The sequence below is a fragment of the Halosimplex yunnanense genome (assembly GCF_054504345.1).
The window spans coordinates 358,931-375,674 of the sequence record NZ_JBTJEL010000035.1 but is presented as its reverse complement, the minus strand read 5'-3'; the positions used below and the strand labels follow the sequence as shown (position 1 = coordinate 375,674).

Annotated in this window: 13 protein-coding genes; 4 read left to right on the top strand and 9 right to left on the bottom strand. The window is 67.5% G+C overall.

Annotated features, from left to right (window positions below):
- Window positions 1-56: 56 nt before the first annotated feature.
- Both AB2U09_RS15500 and AB2U09_RS15495 read right to left on the bottom strand, forming a co-directional pair.
- Window positions 57-695: a hypothetical protein gene (locus AB2U09_RS15500; RefSeq protein WP_459193632.1), complete on the bottom strand. Its 639-nt coding sequence runs from the start codon at window positions 693-695 to the stop codon at window positions 57-59.
- A 113-nt stretch (window positions 696-808) separates the two neighbouring features.
- A complete protein-coding gene (locus AB2U09_RS15495; RefSeq protein WP_459193631.1) occupies window positions 809-2,683 on the bottom strand; it encodes an ATP-binding protein in 1,875 nt (624 codons plus the stop codon).
- Between the two features lie 680 nt (window positions 2,684-3,363).
- Here AB2U09_RS15495 and AB2U09_RS15490 point away from each other — a divergent pair.
- Window positions 3,364-4,161, top strand: a complete 798-nt coding sequence (locus AB2U09_RS15490) for an endonuclease/exonuclease/phosphatase family protein (RefSeq protein ID WP_459193630.1) — start codon at window positions 3,364-3,366, stop codon at window positions 4,159-4,161.
- A 68-nt stretch (window positions 4,162-4,229) separates the two neighbouring features.
- Entirely contained in the window at window positions 4,230-4,589 is a 360-nt protein-coding gene (locus tag AB2U09_RS15485) for a DUF7113 family protein (protein WP_459193629.1), read from the top strand.
- A 93-nt stretch (window positions 4,590-4,682) separates the two neighbouring features.
- On the opposite strand, the gene AB2U09_RS15480 is transcribed toward AB2U09_RS15485, so the two are convergent.
- The 7 genes from AB2U09_RS15480 to AB2U09_RS15450 form a co-directional block, all read right to left on the bottom strand.
- Window positions 4,683-5,066, bottom strand: a complete 384-nt coding sequence (locus AB2U09_RS15480) for a DUF5789 family protein (protein ID WP_459193628.1) — start codon at window positions 5,064-5,066, stop codon at window positions 4,683-4,685.
- Between the two features lie 147 nt (window positions 5,067-5,213).
- Window positions 5,214-6,152 (bottom strand): ABC transporter permease, encoded by a 939-nt coding sequence (locus AB2U09_RS15475; protein WP_459193627.1) that lies wholly within the window; start codon window positions 6,150-6,152, stop codon window positions 5,214-5,216.
- Window positions 6,149-7,204 carry an ABC transporter ATP-binding protein gene (locus AB2U09_RS15470; protein ID WP_459193626.1) on the bottom strand — a complete coding sequence of 352 codons (1,056 nt, stop codon included), beginning with the start codon at window positions 7,202-7,204 and terminating at the stop codon, window positions 6,149-6,151. Before AB2U09_RS15470 ends, AB2U09_RS15475 begins: the two co-directional genes overlap by 4 nt.
- A 36-nt stretch (window positions 7,205-7,240) precedes the next feature.
- The gene (locus AB2U09_RS15465) at window positions 7,241-7,945 is read right to left on the bottom strand and encodes a helix-turn-helix domain-containing protein (RefSeq protein WP_459193625.1); all 705 of its coding nucleotides are present in this window, start codon (window positions 7,943-7,945) and stop codon (window positions 7,241-7,243) included.
- A gap of 668 nt (window positions 7,946-8,613) precedes the next feature.
- Complete coding sequence (locus AB2U09_RS15460) at window positions 8,614-9,615, bottom strand: lipid II:glycine glycyltransferase FemX (protein WP_459193624.1); 1,002 nt, start codon at window positions 9,613-9,615, stop codon at window positions 8,614-8,616.
- The gene (locus AB2U09_RS15455) at window positions 9,612-10,808 is read right to left on the bottom strand and encodes a GNAT family N-acetyltransferase (protein ID WP_459193623.1); all 1,197 of its coding nucleotides are present in this window, start codon (window positions 10,806-10,808) and stop codon (window positions 9,612-9,614) included. Before AB2U09_RS15455 ends, AB2U09_RS15460 begins: the two co-directional genes overlap by 4 nt.
- On the bottom strand, window positions 10,801-12,432 hold the full coding sequence (locus AB2U09_RS15450) for an alkaline phosphatase family protein (protein WP_459193622.1): 1,632 nt from the start codon (window positions 12,430-12,432) through the stop codon (window positions 10,801-10,803). The genes AB2U09_RS15455 and AB2U09_RS15450 overlap by 8 nt, the downstream gene beginning before the upstream one ends.
- A gap of 338 nt (window positions 12,433-12,770) precedes the next feature.
- Here AB2U09_RS15450 and AB2U09_RS15445 point away from each other — a divergent pair, with 338 nt between their 5' ends.
- A complete protein-coding gene (locus AB2U09_RS15445; RefSeq protein WP_459193621.1) occupies window positions 12,771-14,576 on the top strand; it encodes a radical SAM protein in 1,806 nt (601 codons plus the stop codon).
- 156 nt (window positions 14,577-14,732) lie between these two features.
- Window positions 14,733-16,625, top strand: a complete 1,893-nt coding sequence (locus AB2U09_RS15440) for a lysylphosphatidylglycerol synthase domain-containing protein (RefSeq protein ID WP_459193620.1) — start codon at window positions 14,733-14,735, stop codon at window positions 16,623-16,625.
- Window positions 16,626-16,744 lie beyond the last annotated feature (119 nt).

The following is a 16,744-nucleotide window of genomic DNA, read 5'->3' as shown; positions in this document are numbered from 1 at the left end:
CCGGCGACTGCCGGTGTCTCGGCGAGCGCGGTCCCCGCCGTACGCCTCCGTGCCGCCTACACGTGCAGCGTCTGGCCCACAAACAGCACGGCGGACGCTACCACGAGACGATACAAGAGGGTCCTGGCGAAATCCTTCTGGTGGCCCCACCACACCGCATCGTTTGGGTCGTCGAACAGGAACGCCTGCTCGGTCTCGGGGTCGTAGTATGCGGTGTCACCGGCCAGCTCGGTCATCTGGGACGCTTCCCGGGCCGACGTCTGTTCGTCGAACGAACTCGTGTGGACGCCGTAGGGATACGCGAAGAAACTCCGTTCGCGTTCGCCGGCTCGCTCGTAGACGAACTCGACGACCGGCAAGTAACGGTTTCGGTCCCACAGACCCACCCAGTCGCTCTTGTTTATGACGTGAGTGTCGCAGACGCTGCACGGGACCGGTTCCGCGCGTTCGACGGCGCGCTGACGGTGGCGCCATCCGCCCGATAGCGTCCGGTACTCGAACCCGACGGCGGCGACGAGGACGAGTGCCGCGCCGAGCAGGAAGACGCTGCCTCCGGAACGGAAGGCGTAGGCGCTACCGAGGGCCGTCAGCAACAGCAGCGATCCCACGTACGAGATCTCGACCGACATGGGAACGTTCATCGACCGACGGATCCTGTCGAAGGCGGTCTGTCTCGCCTCGATGTTCTCCCCCATCTCCCGTCCCATCAAGGAATCGGCAAATAAATTTGCCGGTCACTGCCGTTCCAGCGGTCGATCCGTCGAGACGCCGTCTGGCGAAACGGACGCGGTCGGTGCTCTCGCCGAACTCACTCGTGATTGGTCAGGCACTTCGAGAGTCCGACCAGTTCGACCGGTTCGGAGTTGTCCGGCGAGTAGACGACCTTCTGTCCCTTCTCCATGTAGGGGACCTTCTGTTCGAGGCTGGCGGGGATGTTCACCGCCGAGATGGCGTCGTCGTCGCCGAGGTTGAGGACGACGGTCGAGTTGATCTGCTTGAACACGGGGTCGGCGATGTCCTGCGGGTCCTGGGTGATGAGGAACAGGCCGAGTCGCTCCTTGCGGCCCTGTTTCGCGGCCTCGGTGAACTTGCCGATGATCTGCTCGCCCTGGACGCTGTCGACCTCCGAGAGGAAGTTGTGGGCTTCGTCGAGGCCGAGCACGAGCGGCGTGTGCTTGATGCGCTCGTAGCGGGGGCTGTTCGAGAGCTTCTGGTCGACGATCAGCGCCGCGAGCGCGAGGACGATGGTCACCGTCGTCCGCGAGTTGTTGATGTGGTAGGTCGGGACGACCGAGACCCCGCCCGGGCGGACGAACTCGTGGATACGGTCGGTGATCGGCCGGGCGTCCTGGTCGAAGATCCCGTCGAAGCCCAGCGCCCGGCGCTTGACCGCATTGAACGTCGCCTCGTGGACCCGACCCGTCTCGTCGAGTTCCTCCCGGAGTGCGGGGTCGTCGAGGAACGTTTTAAACTGCTGGTAGGTGCCGTCGCCTCCGTAGTCTTTCGCGAAGCGATCCAGGAGAAGTTGGAGGGCGTTGTACTGGTTGCCGTTGAGGTTCGCGCCGGCGATGAGCCACGGGTTCTCGTGGACCATCGAGAACGGGATGGTGAACTCCACCTGCTCGGCGCGGTGGTCGCCGGTCGCGTAGGAGGCCCCCTCGACCTTCGGGACGAAGGCGACGGTGTCGTCGACGCCGCCGTGGGCGATGCCCTCGCGGTCGAGCCGGCGGGCGAACTCGTCGTCGAGGTCGGGGTTGTCGTCGTGCATCTGGGCGTACTCGTCCTGCGGGTCGAACATGACGAGTCCGGGCGAGACGTCGCGGGCGCCGTCCTCGACGGGGTAGGTCCGGTCCTCCGCGAGGTACTGCCGGAGGACGTTCTTGGCGCTGTGGGTCTTCCCCGACCCGGTCCCGCCGGCGACGAGCGTGTGCCGGAAGACCAGCGGGTCGCCGTCCTCGTAGTCGTCTTTCAGCCGGTAGTCGATGGTCGGCGGCTCGGCGGCGGTCCTCACCTTCTCGCCGCCCACGGAGAGGTGGCCGAGGAAGACGCCGTCCTCGGGGATCTTCAGCCCGGTCTTGATCTCCGAGGTGTCGGTCGCCTCGCGGACGACCGTCTCGGGTTTGGGCACGCGGTCGGTCATCCGGCGCTTGAGCTCGCCGTCCTCCGAGTAGAGGACCGCGACGGGGTCCAGCGTCGCGACGAACTTGAAGTCCTGTTCGTCGATGTCGCCGCGGCGCATCGCCCGACGGGCGTGGATCTCGGTCGCGTCGTCGGCGCGGAACTCCTGTGCGTACTCTAGCGCCGTGATCCGGCAGAACAGCCGCTCGTCGTCCAAGTACGGGACGAGCAGGTACTTCCCGATGCGCACGTCCGAACGGTTTTCGACGGTGACGTACGCCCGGAGTTCGGTCTCCTCGCCGTCCTCGCTGATCCGCAGGCCCTCGGTCGCCGAGACGACGCCGACGCCGTGGTCTTCGCCGGCCGGCGTCACGTCCATCGACGCGAAGTCCTCGTCGGTCTCGCCGCTCGCGTCGAGCAGCTCTCCATCGGTCGCGGTACCGTCCGTATCAACGTCGGCCGTCGAGGTCGTGGACGTCGCTGCCTCCGCGCCGTCGCCCGCATCGTCGCCGTCGTCGCCGTCGCCGCCGCCGTCGAAATCAGTGAAATCCCCGAGGTCAGACATACCCGCCACGTCGCACTGCGACGTGAAACGCTTTCCGCCCCATCTTTTTCCGGACGGGGTTTCCTCGCGAGCCGAAGGCTCGCTGCGGGAACCCCGCCCACAAAAACATGGGTGAAAACACCGTCAGAGCAACGCTCTGACGAGGTGCTCAAAAATCAGAGATTTTTGGCATGACGAGACGGCTTTGCCGTCTCGAACCATCTCGTTCGCTTCTCTCTCGAGACAGGCCGAACTCGCGCAAAGCGCGAGTTCGGTGAACCGGCGCCTGCGGCGCCGGATGCTTCGCAGGGGCCGACTGATAGCGGTGGCGCGCGCTGTCGCGAGTCTCGTCTCGCGACAGCACCGTGCGAGGGATGAGCGACCACAGGGAGCGAAGCGACTGAGCGAATCGGTTGGGGAGGCGTGTGGCCGTCTGCGGTGCTGTGTGGTGTGATTGCGGTTCCTGGTGGACTGAAAGGGCGAGGCGGGCTCGCGTTCATGTAGTCGCCTGAGCGGGCACTATCCGCGCGGGCGGTGCGGAGAGCGCGGATATCCCGTCTCAGCGACCGCGAGCGCGTCGAGGGCTTTCAACTCTCAGCGTCCCCTGGGTCATTCAAATTCCACTACCAACCACGGTCCTTCGAGCAGAATCGAGAGTAACGGACCGCGGTACTAAGGGCCGCCATGCCCGAGAGACCGATATGAACGGCGACGCCGTCCGCGTCCTCACGTACAACGTTCGCCGGGACGTGGCGAGGGACGGGAAGTTCGACTGGGCGGCCAGACGGGACGCCGTCGCGGGTACGCTCCGCTTTCACCGTCCCGACGTGATCGGACTGCAGGAGCCGCTGGCACACCAGTACGCTGACGTCCGCGAGGCGCTGCCAACCTACGAGTGGGTCGGCCGGTCGCGCAACGCCGACGACGGCGACGGGGAGTTCTGCCCCATCGGCTACCGCCGCGACCGCTTCGAACGTATCGGATCGGGGACGTTCTGGCTCTCGCCGACACCCGACGAACCGGGCAGCGCCGGCTGGGACGCCGCCTACCCCCGGATCGCCACCTGGATCCGCCTCGAAGACCGCCGCAGCGGCGAGCGCCTGCTGTACGCCAACACGCACTTCGACCACGAGAGCGCTCGCGCCCGCGTGGAGGGAGCGAAACTCCTGCGTGATCGGGTCCAACAACAGCAAGCAGACGACGAAGCGCTCGTCGTCGGCGGCGACCTGAACTGTCTGGCAGGCGACGAGCCCTACCGTGCGCTTGCGGGGACTGACGAAGGAGGACCGCTGGTCGACGCGCGGGAGGCGAGCCCCTACCCGCCCCACGGCCCCTCGACCACCCGGACCGACTTCGAGGAACTCCTGCCCGGGCGTCAGATCGACCACGTGTTCGTCGCCGGGTGCAACGTCGAAGGGTACGGCGTCGCCGCCGACGTGGTCGAGGACGGCTGGTTCCCCTCCGACCACCTGCCCGTCGTGGTCGATCTCGGGCTGTAATCCTGCAGTACGTCCGCGAATGCCGGGGGCGGCGTGCTTTTCAGCTTCGGCCCCCTACTGTCGGGGATATGCTACTGGTACGCGGCCACGCGGGCGGGACGGCGCTGACGGGCACGCTCTACGAGCGCGGCGAGCGGCCGCCGACCTTCGAGGGCGCGCCCGACGAAGGCGCCCCCTACGTCTGGATCTGCGACGAGTTCTACGAGGTCGAATCGGGCGGACAACTCCAGCGGATCGACGGTACCGAGCGGCGAGTGGCCTTCGAGGCGCCGACGACCCGCGGGTTCGACACGCGGGAAGCAGCGCTTGCGGCGGCCGAGGAACACGTCCGCACCCAGTTCGCGCGCCTCGGGCTCTCCGGCGACGACGTCGAGATGGAGGTCGTGGAGAACCCCGACCGAGACGACGCGGGCGTGGACCGCGACTGACCGCGCAGCCACGATTCGCCGCATAGCCGCGACTGACGGTACGGACGTGGTGTTGACCGGAAACTGTGATTGGGAAGTCCGGGCGCGGTGGGGTTACTGCTGCGTCGTGTCAGGGTCGGTCGCCGTCCCCTCCTCCGCGTCGGCGGCCGTCTGTTCTTCGGCTTCCTCGGCGGCTTCGGTCGTCGTCGGGTTCGAGCCGCCGCGGTCGGAGTAGTTGGTCCGGCCCTCGCTGTCGCTGGGCATCTGGCCGACGATCTGCTGACGGAGTTCCTCCTCGGACTCGAAGGTCGTATCGCCCATGTACTCCAGCACCGTTCCGACTTCGATGGGCTCGGCGTTGGTCCGTGGGAGTTCGCGGTCGCCGTACTCCTCGACGAACTCGTCGGCCGTGATCGGGTACGACAAGTCCTCGAGTACGGGGTTGAGGTCGGTGAAGTTGACGCCTTCGAACCGCTCCTGATCGTCGTCGTCGGACATACCCACGGTAGGGGCGCGAGCGGTAAACACCCTTTGCGCCGCCGTAGCGGGGCGTATGTACGTGATCAGGAGATCGGGAGCGATCAGCAACCAACTGGGAGCGACGGCCGGCGGACGGGAGCCGAGCGAGTTACTCGAATCGCCGCCTCACTGCACGGCGGAACTCGACGCGCGGTTGAGCAGGTAGACCATGGCGCCGCCGAGCACCAGGTCGAGCGCGAGGAGCACGGCGACGGCGGGGACGAGCGTGTTCCAGATGCCGCCGAAGCGGGTGACCTCGACGACGGTCATCACGTCCTGGTCGAGCATGAGCGCGCGGGCGGCGTCGACCCCGTAGGTGATCGGGTTGTACGTCGCGACGGTCTGGATCCAGCCGGGCATCGCGTCGAGCGGGAGGAAGGCAGTCGAGACGAACAGCAGGGGGAACTGCAGGAGGTTCGCGCCGATGATCGTCGACTCCTGGTCGCGCGTGACGATCGCCATGATGTTCGAGAGCGCGATGAACCACAGCGAGAAGAGGATCCCGACGCCGAGAATCCCGAGGGCACCGAGCAAGCCGGTGGCGACACTCGCGCCGAGGACCGTCCCCAGTGCGAGGATGATCGCGATCTGGACGACGATCCGGAGGATCTCCGCGGCTGTCTTGCCGAGGAACATCGCCGAACGGCTCATCGGCATCACGAGCGTCTTCTCGAACATCCCCTCTTCCATGTCGTTGACGAGGCCGATCCCCGACCCCGCGGCGGCGGCCAGCGACACCTGCATGGCGATGGCGGGCAACAGGAACGTCTCGTAGGTGATACCGGCGCTGGCGCCGCCGCTGAGCGCGCCCGTCGCGACCTTGCCGAACACCTGCGTGAACAGTACGAGGAAGATGATCGGCTGGACCAGCGACCCGACGACTACGAACGGGTTCCGGACCGCCTTCAGGTTCCAGCGGACGAAGTTCACCCAGAAATCGCCGAAAAAGGAGTTCCCCGACCGCCCCGCAGTGGCGTGGCCGCCGTCCGTCCTGACGTCGTCATCCGCTCGCGCGCTCGACGAGTCGCTTTCGACCGCTCGATCGGCTGCGGTATCGTCGCTCATTCGGCCCGCACCTCCCGCTGGGACGCGTCGTCGGTCCCATCGCGCTCCCCATCTTCGCCCGCGCCCTCGTCGGTGATCGCGAGGAACACGTCGTCGAGCGTCGGCGCGCGGATGTTGAACCCGGTGACGGTGATGCCGGCGTCGCGGAGCGCGACCAGCAGGTCGGTCCCGTGCTCGCGCGCCCGCTCGGAGGTGACGGTGATGCCGTCATCCGAAATCGTTACGTCCGCGTCGGCGCCGAACACGTCGCCGGTACGGGCGATCTCGGCGGCGCGCTCGCGGGCGTCCTCGCCCGCGTCCCCGTCTTCCGCGGGGATCTCCACGTCGAGGACCTCGCCGCCGACGCGGCGTTTGAGCTCCGCCGGCGACCCCGTCGCGACGATCTCGCCGTCCATGATGACCGAGATGCGGTCGCAGAGCTGGTCGGCCTCTTCGAGATACTGCGTGGTGAGAAACAGCGTCGTCCCGCGCTCGTTGATACGCTCGAAGTACTCCCACAGCCGGTTGCGCGCCTTCGGGTCGAGCCCGGTCGTCGGCTCGTCGAGGAAGACCAGCGGCGGGCTGTGGACCAGCGCCGTCGCGGCGTCCAGTCGCTTTTTCATCCCGCCGGAGAACTCGCCGGCCCGCTTGTCGCCCACGTCGGCCAGATCGACGAGGTCGAGCAACTCGTCGATGCGGGCTTCCCGCTCGCTCTTGGGGACGCCGTAGGCCCGCGCGGCGAAGCGGATGTTCTCCCGGGCGGTGAGTTCCTCGTCGACGCTGGTCTCTTGCGCCATGTAGCCGATGGTCTCGCGGATCCTGCGGGGTTCGTCCCGCACGTCGAACCCGTTGACGGTGATCGACCCCGCTGTCGGGGCCAGAAGCGTCGCGAACGTCTTGATCGTCGTCGTCTTCCCGGCGCCGTTCGCGCCGAGGAAGCCGAAGAACTCGCCCTCCGGGACAGTCAGGTCGATCCCCTTGACCGCCTCCGTCCCGTCCGCGTAGGTGAGTTCCACACCCTCGGCCTCGATGGCGGCACCGCGCCCGTCCGTCCGTAGCGTATGCTCGGTCACAGGCGTCCTTGTGACTACGGCCCCGTAGCCCGTGCCCTAATTTATTCGGGGTTTTATGTCGTAGCTGCGCCGGAACTCCGCGACGAGGTGGTGCTGCGCGCGGCGCAGCCGCTCGGAGAGGGAGGCGGGCGCGACGCCGAGTTCCTCGGCCACGTCGGCCATCGTGGCGGTCCGCGGCGTGTCGAAGTAGCCCATTTCCTGGGCCGTGACCAGCGCCTCCTGCTGGGGGCCGGTCATCTCCTTCGGTCGCGACAGGTCGCCGTCACCGAACGGCCGCGCGTCGCCGCCGGGCGATCCCTCGTCGGACTCGACGAGGCGGTCGAGGCGGAACTCGTAGTCGTTGGCCCGGCAGAACGCGCGGAACTGGTCGAACTCTTCGCGGTCGGCGAACCAGCGACGTTCCTCCCAGCCGCCCGGCGTGGCGAGCACCCGGTCGACGATGGACTCGTTGTCCGCGAGCAGGTCGAGGTCCGTCGGCGGCCCGCCGGTCGGCCGACAGCGGTAGCGTCGCGTCGCCCCGTCGGCGACGACGAGCGAGTGCTCGGTCACCGAATCGGCGCCGGCGAACGCCGCCTCGGCGGCGTCGGCGTCCGCACCCACGACCCGCACGACGAACGTCGGCGCCCCCGACGGCCGCCCCTGGACCGACTCGAACTCGACGGTCGCCTCGGGCACCCCTTCTGCCACGTCGACCAGCGGGAGCTCCTCGGAGACCATCCGGAACTCCGCGATCAATCCCATGGGGAGTCACAGGACGGACGGACAGTTAGCGCTGGCGGGCGATCAGGGTGTCATCGAGCAGTTGCCGGACTCGCCTACTGTTCAGTACAGGAGACAGAAGTAACGAAACAGCAGTGCTAACAGACAGTACTGGAGGGGTTCGTATACAATTCTCCATCCGGCAAATACACGAAAGTAGCAGGCCCGCCGTAGCAATCACTGAGATGAACTTGTATAGTGCCCGGCTCGCCCCCGGGATTACTCGTGGTCACTGTAACAGACGAACGACCGATATGTAACGGGTTTCTGGCTAGTTTTGCCATTTCCATCTCCGAGTGAGCAGCAACAGTATGCGTTTCTCGATACATTTCCCGAAACTGGTGTCCGATAGTCACTGTCACCGAGACGTTCTGTCCGCGTTCGTTTTCCAGTACAACACTGCGATCGTGCCCTTCTGAAACGAGGGTCGGTGTCGCAGTCACTCCATACAGGAAGGCGATCGCTGCGAGGATGAAAATAGCGAGCGCGACCCGCCTCCAATTCATACGTCGTAGTAAGCCGTATCGTGTATATGTTTTCTCACAACAATGAGGAACCAGAAACTACGCACGAATACTGAACGAGTGATATATTCTCGATAGCCCTGAAATCTCCCATCCCGTGAATCGGTCTACGACACCTGTAACCGCTCACTTCACTCGCGAGTACAACCCGAGAAGGGCGTTCATCGGGAGCGAGGAGCGCTCAACGCTGTGGAACGTCTCGACGGAGGGGCCGAACTTCGCCTTGTAGGAGTTGATCCGCGGGTCGCCCGCGCCGACGAGGTCGTAGGCGTCGAGGCCCCGATCCATCGCGTCGGTCATGACCGTCCAGTCGAGGTTGTCGTTGACCGCGAAGTCCACGTCAGGGGTCACGCCGCCCTGCCAGCGGTGGATCCAGTCGTCGGTCTCGTAGGTGAGGATGCCGCCGACGAACTCGCCCTCGTGGCGGCAGACGTACGTGCGCATCGCGCCGTCTGGCAGCGCTTCGTAGCAGTCGCGAGCGAATCCGCGAGGGAGGCTGAACGGTTCGTCTTGCGCGTCGAAGCGGTCGCGGACGTGGCCGAGGACGCGCTCGACGTCGGCGGCGCCGCCCTCCTCGAAGGTGGCGTCGGCGTCGAGGTTCCGGATGTTCGAGCGGGCGTCGCTGCTGAACGACGAGAGGAGTTCCTCGCGGTCGTCCGGCAGGTCGACGACGTAAGTGAACTCCGGAGTCACGTCCGTCTCCTGCCACTTGAACGGTCGGAGGTCGGCGAACGAGCACTCGGTCTTCACGCGGAGGACGTTCGGGCTACAGCGCTCGTCGAGCCACTCGAAGGCCCCGTCCACGAACCGGCGGATGCGACGCTCGGCCTTGCGCTGGGAGAGCTTGTCGACGTTCAACAGCGCGGGGCCGAGGCGGTGGATCCACAGCGGCGGCGCGGGGGAGAACGCGGCGGTAATCGGTCCCTTCGAGCGCTCGAAGACGGGGAAGATGCCGACCGGTTCCTGGCCCTTGAAGCCGACGAGGCGGTGACAGGTCGTCCCGGAGTACTCCTCCTCGACGGCGAGCGCTTCGGCGCGATGGAAGGGGTTGGCGTCGGGCGAGCGCTCGACGTAGCGGTTCCACTCCTCGGTGTCGCCCTCGTCGAGGGCTTCGATCTCGATGGTCATTGGTCTGAGTAGGCGTATCGCTGGTAACCGTTGCGCGCGATGCGGTAGGCGTTCCACAGGACCGAGGAGCCGCCGCGCTCCCACCGGAGCGTCGGCTCCACGCGCGCGCCGTACTTCTCCTTGTACCGGAAGGTCCCGTCGCGGAAGGTCGACCCCGAGGACCCGAAGTCGTACTCGTCGTAGCCGCGCTCGCGCGCCCACTCGATGGCGTGGGCGTGCAGCAGCTCCGTGGGGTTGTGCTCGTAGTTCTCGACCGCGCCGATGGCCGAGAAGTAGTAGTGGAGGGCCGACTGCTCGTCGTCGAGCAGGTAGACGTACTGGCCGGCGGTCGTGCCATCGACCTCCGCGGAGAACACGCGCGTCCGCTCGGGGAAGTCGGCCGCCAGCGCCGTGAACAACGAGCGGGGGTAGGGGTCGCCGCCCGCTCGCTCCATGTCGCAGACGTACCGCTCGTAGGTCTCGTCGAGCGTCTCCGCCAGCGGGCGCTCGGTCACCTCGTAGTCCTGCTCGCGGGCGTCGCGGACCGCCTTGCGGCGCTCCTTGTCCATGCCGTCGAGGACCTCGTCGAAGGGCCGGTCGACGTCGAGGACGAACCGACAGTCGAGCAACGTCGGCGTGTAGCCCTCGCCGGCGAGGAACTTGCCGTAGCGCATGAACTCGGACTCTTTCGCCTTGACGACGTGACAGAGCGTCGACTCCGAGACGGCCTCCTCGACCGCGTCGAACAGCAGTTCGAGGCAGTCGGCCTCGTCGGTCAGGACGACGGGGCCGCCGAACCCGGGCGACATGGAGGTGAGTCGCTCGACGGGGAGCGAATCGAGCGCACTGGCACCCACATTGACGGGTGTGCCGGCGACCGTCGAGAGGGCGCCGAGGGCGCTGGTCGGGAGGCGGTCGACCAGCGTGGGGCCGTCAGGGTGGTCGTCGAACGGCGACGCGTCGATCTGGTCGAGCAGCGTCGAAGGGTCGGGGAGGTCGACGGGTTCCCGGAAGTTCGGGAGGACGGCGACCGGGTTCGAGCCTTTCCGGACGACGAAGTGGCGTGCCTCTCGGCCGAGGCCGCGCTCGATGGCGCGGAGCCATCCGTAGCGGTGGAACACCGATCCGAGATCCGACTGGCGGACCAGGGTGTTCCACTGGTTCTCGCCGACTTCGTCGATCGATTCGTGGACCGTGAGTTCGAGATCAGTCATCTGTTTCGATGTAGCCGAGGTCGGCGAGCGTCTCGGTCACGCGCTCGTCCTCGGTGGCGACCCGCTCGCGCCGCTGGCGCGGCGGGTACTGTCGTTCGTCGGTCGGTTCCACGAACGGGAGCGGCGCCCCGTCCATCCGGTCGCTGTAGGGGATGCCGAGCGCGGCGCACACCGTCGGCGCCACGTCGAACAGGTGGGGGTCGCCGGGTCCCGCGTCGGGGTCGACGCCCTCGCCCGCGGCGACGACCATGCCCGTGCGCTTGTGGATCCACGGCTCCGAGGGCTCGCCGAACTGGTCGCCGTAGAGCTGGGCGACGAGGTACTGGTCGAAGTCGGCGGGGACGGTGACCACGTCGACCGCCCGGTCCGCCTCGGGGCCGCTGAAGTACGCTTCTCGAGGGGCGACCTCCTCGAAGACCGGGTCGCCGTCGGGCGTTTGAACCGACCGGAGCGCCGCGATGAGGTCCTGTCGAACCGATTCGTAGTCGTCGGGATCCACCACGCCGTCGGGGTCCCGGCCGGCCAGGTTGATCCGGACGCCGAGTTCGATCGGGTCGCGCATGTACGCCGTCGACGCGGGGAAGTCGACGCGTTCGCTCCCGGCCTGCTGTAGATCCTCGGGGACCACTCGCGAGACGACGTCGGTGAGGCCGAGCGCGTCGATCACTCGCGCCACGCGCTGGGTTGTGACGCCGGCGCTGGCGGCGACGCCCATCGCCGCGGCCAACGCGTCAGTCGCGGCGGGGGACTCGCCGCCGGCCTCGTCCCCGTCGCCGTCTCCTTCGCGCAGGTCGCCCTCGCGGATCGACACCCACGACGGCATGCCGTCGCCGTCGGTCGTCGCCTCCACGAACCCCTCCTCGCGGAGGAACTCGTTGACGCGGAACTCCCGCCCCTCGCAGGGACCGATACCGTGGTCGCTGGCGAGGACGACGGTGTCCGGGTCACAGGCGTCGAGGATCGCCTCGATCTCCTCGTCGACCGTCCCGTAGACGGAGCCGAGGAGGTCGTCGTCGCCGGGGAACTCGTGGCAGACCGTGTCGGTCTGCTGGAACTGGACGAAGCCGAAGTCGGGGTCGAAGCGGTCGGCGAGGTACCGGAACGCCGCGCCGCGCGAGCGGACGAACGACCGGTAGTCCTCGGCGGCCGTCTCGCGGTCGACGTCGCCCTCGGAGTAGAGCCGGTACTCCCCGACGTGGTCGCGCACCTCGTCGAGGATACCCGACGGGTGGCACTCGGGGTCCTCGGGGGCGGTGTACCCCGGGACGAGCGCGCCGTCGAACGACCGCGGCGGATGGGTCACCGGCGCGTTCACGACGACGCTGGTCAGTCCGTGTCTGTCCGCGATCTCCCAGACGGGTCGCACCGAGACGTCGGTCGCGTTGACGACGTCCCAGTCGTACCCGTCGAACTGTAGAAAGCCGAAGACGCCGTGTTTCCCGGGATTCGCCCCCGTGTACAGCGACGGCCACGCGCTCGCCGTCCAGGGGGGGATCGCTGATTCGAGCGGCGCGGAGACGCCGCGCTGGCTGATCGAGTCGATAGTCGAGACGGCAGATCGGTCGGGGAGGCGATCCAAGACCGACCAACACCCCGCGTCGACACCGACGAGTAACGTGTTCATGCCCACTCTGTCTGTCACCTCTTGGATCCGGGTTCGCCGTGACCGGGGGTTGTTATTTAGGCGTTAAGCGACCCAGCTCGTCGTTTCTCTCCGAGCGTCCAGAATGGCGTTCCCGGGCGCCAGGCGTTCTACTGGCGGTTATACGCTCTCTAAGACGGGCGAGAGCCATAATTTCCAGTTACTGGGGAGGGACCGCCCGACGACGGCGGGTGCCGAATTCGGGAGAGGGCGCGTCGACGGTTCGACGGTCGGCACGCTCGGGCGTGGGACCGGGTTCCGACCGAGCGCGACGGCGGGAAGAAGATGGTTTATACGCGTCGAGCGGGTACCTCGTTCCGATGACTACGGACCCCGCGACGCTCGACGTGACCATCGTCGACGGGTACGTCGACGAGCCGGCCCACTTTGGGGTGCCGCCCTACATCTCGACGTACCCGCGGTACACCGCGGGAGCGCTCGTCGACGCCGGCGTGCCCGAGACGCAGATCACCTACCACACCATCGATGCGCTCCGCGAGGACCAGGGGCGCTGGGCGGACGTGGCCGACGCCGATCTCATGATCTACGTCGGCGGGATGACCGTCCCCGGCAAGTACGTCGGCGGCACCCCCGCCGAACCCGACGAGGTGCGGGAACTCACCTGGACCGCCGACGGGACGACGCTGCTCGGCGGCCCCGTCCGCTTCGGCGTCGGCGAGGAGAACAAGGGCGCCGAAGAGACCGAGCGCGACGACCTGGACTACGACTTCGTCGCGAAAGGCGACATCGAAGCCGCAGCCTACGACCTCGTCGAGAACGGGCTGGAGGGCTTCGGCAACCGGATGCGTGACAACGAGGAGATCGCCCGCTGGGCCGAGCGAGGCGCGTTCGTCGTCGAGCAACACCCCAACCATCCCGACTACCTCATCTGCGAACTGGAGACCTCCCGCGGCTGTGCCTACCGCTGTTCGTTCTGCACCGAACCGCTGTACGGCGACCCCGCGTTCCGCTCTGCTGAGTCGGTCGTCGACGAGGTCGACGCCCTCTCGGACCACGGCGTGCGGGACTTCCGACTCGGTCGGCAGGCCGACATCCTCGCCTTTGGAGGCGACGGCGAGGCACCGAATCCCGAGGCGCTGCGTGACCTCTACGGCGGGATCCGCGAGGTGGCGCCCGACCTACGGACGCTGCACCTCGACAACATGAACCCGGTGACGATCACCGACTACCCCGAGGAGTCCCGCGAGGCGATCCGGATCATCGCCGAGCACAACACGCCGGGCGACACCGCCGCCTTCGGCCTCGAATCCGCCGATCCGGTGGTCCGCGAGGAGAACAACCTGCTCGTCTCCGCCGAGGAGTGCCTCGAAGCGGTCCGCATCGTCAACGAGGAAGCCGGCTGGCGACCCGGGGGCGACCGCGAGAGCGCGCCGACGTTTGGCGACGACGCGCCCCGTCGGCTACCGAAGCTCCTGCCGGGGATCAACCTCGTCCACGGGCTGAAAGGCGAGCGCAGCGAGACCTTCGAGCACAACAAGCAGTTCCTGCAGGACGTGCTCGACGAGGGCCTGATGGTCCGGCGGATCAACATCCGGCAGGTGATGGCCTTCGAGGGGACCGAGATGAGCGAGACGGGCGCGGAGATCGCCCGCGACCACAAGAAGCAGTTCAAGCGCTACAAGCGCGAAGTCCGGGAGGAGATCGACAACGCGATGCTCCAGCGGGTCGCCCCGCCGGGGACCGTCCTGCCCGACGTCCACCTCGAATACCATCAGGACGGCAAGACGTTCGGTCGCCAGCTCGGCACGTACGCGCTGCTCGTGGCGGTGCCCGGCGAGCGCGAACTCGACCGGACGATCGACGTGGCCATCACCGACCACGGCTACCGCTCGGTGACCGGCGTACCCTACCCGCTCGACCTGAACGCGGCGTCGATGGACGAACTCCGGGCGATCCCCGGCGTCGGTCGGTCGACCGCTGGCGACATCGTGGTCGACCGGCCGTACGACGACGTCGGCGCGGTCGGGGGCGACGCCGACCTCTCGTCGTTCGCGACGGTCGACGGCGCGGCGCCGGCTGACGTCCCCGGCCTCTCCGAGCGCGACGAGCGTCCGGACCGAGGCGACGGTCACGACACCGCCGGACGGACGGAAGCCGACGACTGAGAGGCGAAAGCCGACGACTGATGGACTGAAGTCGGCGACTGACGGCCCCGTGACTCGCATCCGATCGCTGCCGACTGGCGGTCGCATGCAGCGTTTCGGGTCGGCTTGCACCAGCGAACAGAAGGTTCTTGACCGTGCCTGTCGCTACGTGCACCAATGAGTGACGTCGAGGTGAGTGTCGTCCTCCCGGCCTACAACGAGGAGGCCACCATCGAGCAGACGGTGGCCGTGACGCTGGAGACGCTCGCCTCCTTTCTTCCTGCCGGTAGCTTCGAGGTGATCGTCGCCGAGGACGGCTGTGACGACCGCACGCCGGAGATCGCCACGCGGCTCGCCGGCGAGGACGACCGCGTGCGCCACATCCACAGCGACGAGCGACTCGGCCGCGGCGGCGCGCTGGAGTTCGCCTTCGAGCGCGCCGAGGGGGAGACGCTCGTCTACTTCGACACGGACCTGGCGACGGACATGAAACACCTCGAAGAGCTGGTCGAGAGCGTCCGCTCCGGCGAGTACGACGTGGCGACCGGCTCGCGGTGGATGCCCGAGAACAAGGCCGAACGCCCGACGAAGCGCGCCGTCTCCAGTCTCGGCTACAACACGCTCGTCCGCCTGTTCCTCCGCTCGGACCTGGAGGACCACCAGTGCGGGTTCAAGGCCATCTCGCGGGAGACCTTCGACAACCTGCGGAACGAGGTCGAGGACGAACACTGGTTCTGGGACACCGAAGTACTCGTGCTCGCCCAGCGACGGGGCTACCGCGTCCGGGAGTTCCCGGTCGACTGGGAGCCGAAGGGCGACACGAAGGTCGACCTCGTCCGGGACGTCTTCGGCATGGGCAGCCAGATCCTGCGGACGTGGTGGCAGCTGTCCGTCAGCCCGCGGCTCTCCCGGCGCGTGAGCATGACCGCCGGTTCGGTCCTCGTCATGCTCGCGCTCGTGGTCGCCGTCGCCGTCGTCTTCGACCTGCAGGCGGTCTTCGACGCGATGAGCGGCGCTGACTTGGGATGGGTGATCGCCTCCGGCGTCGTCTACCTGCTCTCGTGGCCGCTGCGGGGGCTGCGCTACCGTGACATCCTCGACAGACTGGGCTACGTGGGCGACACGTGGTTCCTCACCGGCGCGATCTTCATCAGCCAGACCGGGAACCTCGTCTTCCCGGCGCGACTCGGTGACGGTGTTCGCGCGTACGTCGTGAAGGCGCGCCGTGACGTGCCTTACCCGAGCGGGTTCGCGTCGCTGGCGATCGAGCGCGTGTTCGACCTGCTGGCGATCACCGTCCTCGCGGGGACCGTGCTCGTCGGCCTCGTCCTGACCGGCGGGACCGAGCAGATCGCCGAGGCCATCGCCACCGAGGTCCCGCCGGTCTCGGTCGGCGGGGAGACGATAAACCCGGGCGCGGCGGCCCGGACGGCGCTGCAGGTCGCGGCGGTCGTCGGCGGCGCGGCGGTCGTCGCCGTCCTCACGATCCTCCTGAGCGCCCGCCGGGACACCGAACTCGTCCACCGGACAGTCACGGCGATCAGCAACGACTCCTACGCCGACTACGTCGCCGGCGTCGTCGAACAGTTCGTCGGCGACATCGAAGCGGTCATCAGCGACCGCGGGGCCTTCCTGCGAGTCGGCGTTGGCAGCCTCGTCATCTGGGTCGTCGACGTGCTGACGGCGCTGGTCGTCTTCTACGCGTTCGGCGACGCGATCAGGCCCGCACTCGGCGAGACGGCGCCCGCACTCGGCGGGGTGATCACCCCCGCACTCGTCGCCACCGCGTTCTTCGCGGTCAGCGTCGGCAACCTCGCGAAGGTGCTCCCGCTCTCTCCGGGCGGGATCGGCCTCTACGAGGGCGCGTTCACGCTCATCGTCTTCGGCCTCACCGGGATTCCCGCGCCCACTGCCTTCGCCATCTCCATCGTCGACCACGTCGTCAAGAACGCCGTCACCATCCTCGGCGGCCTCGCCTCGATGGCGTGGCTCAACGTCTCGCTGACCACCGCCGTCGAGGAGAGCCGCGAAGCGAGCGAGGTCGAAGCCGCCGCCGCGACCGAAGATTGATTCTCTTCCCGGCGGAGTGCCTTTCCAGTCAGCTGCTCACCCACCTAGTCGCCCGTTACTGTACTTGCCGACCTCAAGCGTTTCAATAGGTTTTTATATTTTTAGGTTAGCCTAAAGAC